A 1,999-nucleotide genomic window follows, 5' to 3' on the forward strand; every position below is an offset into this window, starting at 1 on the left:
GCGGCTGGATCACCTCCTTTCTAAGGAGCAATATGCCGCTTGCAGGCGAATGTCCTGCACGGTTGCTCATGGGTGGAACGTTGACTATTCGGCACGGTTCAGACGATGTCTCCTAGTACTGCCTTCGGGCGTGGAAGAGAGCATGGTCGGGGTCGTGTCGGGCACGTTGTTGGGTCCTGAGGGAACGGCCGTCATGGTCGTTGCTTCAGTGATGCCGGTCCTACTTGAGGGTGCTTTGTTGCGCCGGATGGTGGGTGACTGGTCGTTGTTTGAGAACTGCACAGTGGACGCGAGCATCTGTGGCCAAGTTTTTAAGGGCGCACGGTGGATGCCTTGGCACCAGGAACCGATGAAGGACGTGGGAGGCCACGATAGTCCCCGGGGAGCCGTCAACCAGGCTTTGATCCGGGGGTTTCCGAATGGGGAAACCCGGCAGTCGTCATGGGCTGTCACCCATACCTGAACACATAGGGTATGTGGAGGGAACGCGGGGAAGTGAAACATCTCAGTACCCGCAGGAAGAGAAAACAACCGTGATTCCGGGAGTAGTGGCGAGCGAAACCGGATGAGGCTAAACCGTGATGGTGTGAGACCCGGCAGGGGTTGCCATCACGGGGTTGTGGGAATGAGCTTCAGTCGTCTGCCGGCGGCTGGGCGAGTCAGAAACCGTATGGATAGTCGAAGGACATGCGAAAGGTCCGGCGTAGAGGGTAAGACCCCCGTAGACGAAATCTGTACGGCTTGCTTGCTCATCTCCCAAGTAGCACGGGGCCCGAGAAATCCCGTGTGAATCTGGCGGGACCACCCGCTAAGCCTAAATATTCCCTGGTGACCGATAGCGGATAGTACCGTGAGGGAATGGTGAAAAGTACCGCGGGAGCGGAGTGAAATAGTACCTGAAACCGTGTGCCTACAAGCCGTGGGAGCGTCGGACAGTGGGCTTGCCTGCTGTCTCGTGACTGCGTGCCTTTTGAAGAATGAGCCTGCGAGTTTGCGGTGTGTAGCGAGGTTAACCCGTGTGGGGTAGCCGTAGCGAAAGCGAGTCCGAATAGGGCGGTTGAGTTGCATGCCCAAGACCCGAAGCGGAGTGATCTAGCCATGGGCAGGTTGAAGCGGAGGTAAGACTTCGTGGAGGACCGAACCCACCAGGGTTGAAAACCTGGGGGATGACCTGTGGTTAGGGGTGAAAGGCCAATCAAACTCCGTGATAGCTGGTTCTCCCCGAAATGCATTTAGGTGCAGCGTCACGTGTTTCTTGCCGGAGGTAGAGCACTGGATAGGCGATGGGCCTCACCGGGTTACTGACCTTAGCCAAACTCCGAATGCCGGTAAGTGAGAGCGTGGCAGTGAGACTGTGGGGGATAAGCTCCATGGTCGAGAGGGAAACAGCCCAGAACACCGACTAAGGTCCCTAAGCGTGTGCTAAGTGGGAAAGGATGTGGAGTCGCAGAGACAACCAGGAGGTTGGCTTAGAAGCAGCCACCCTTGAAAGAGTGCGTAATAGCTCACTGGTCAAGTGATTCCGCGCCGACAATGTAGCGGGGCTCAAGCACACCACCGAAGTCGTGTCATTGCAGCAATACCCCCAACGGGGGCTGTGATGGGTAGGGGAGCGTCGTGTGCCGGGTGAAGCGGCGGTGGAAACCAGTCGTGGACGGTATACGAGTGAGAATGCAGGCATGAGTAGCGATACAAGAGTGGGAAACTCTTGCGCCGATTGACCAAGGGTTCCTGGGTCAAGCTGATCTGCCCAGGGTAAGTCGGGACCTAAGGCGAGGCCGACAGGCGTAGTCGATGGACAACGGGTTGATATTCCCGTACCCGCTTTGAAGCGCCAACGTCGAACCAGGTGATGCTAAAGCCGTGAAGCCGGCCCGGAGTCTTCGGACAAAGGGACGTGGTGGAGCCGCTGAACCAAGCTTGTAGTAGGTGAGCGATGGGGTGACGCAGGAAGGTAGTCCAGCCCGGGCGGTGGTTGTCCCGGGGTAAGGGTGTAGGA

At 57.7% G+C, this 1,999-nt stretch carries 1 rRNA gene (cut by a window edge); it reads left to right on the forward strand.

The annotated features are described in order from the left end of the window. Nucleotides 1-301 precede the first annotated feature (301 nt). Nucleotides 302-1,999 (forward strand): 23S ribosomal RNA (locus ACGFZP_RS00005) (it continues 1,271 nt past the right edge of the window).

Origin of the sequence: Kitasatospora sp. NPDC048239 (genome assembly GCF_043202015.1) — a bacterium.
Taxonomy (GTDB): domain Bacteria; phylum Actinomycetota; class Actinomycetes; order Streptomycetales; family Streptomycetaceae; genus Kitasatospora.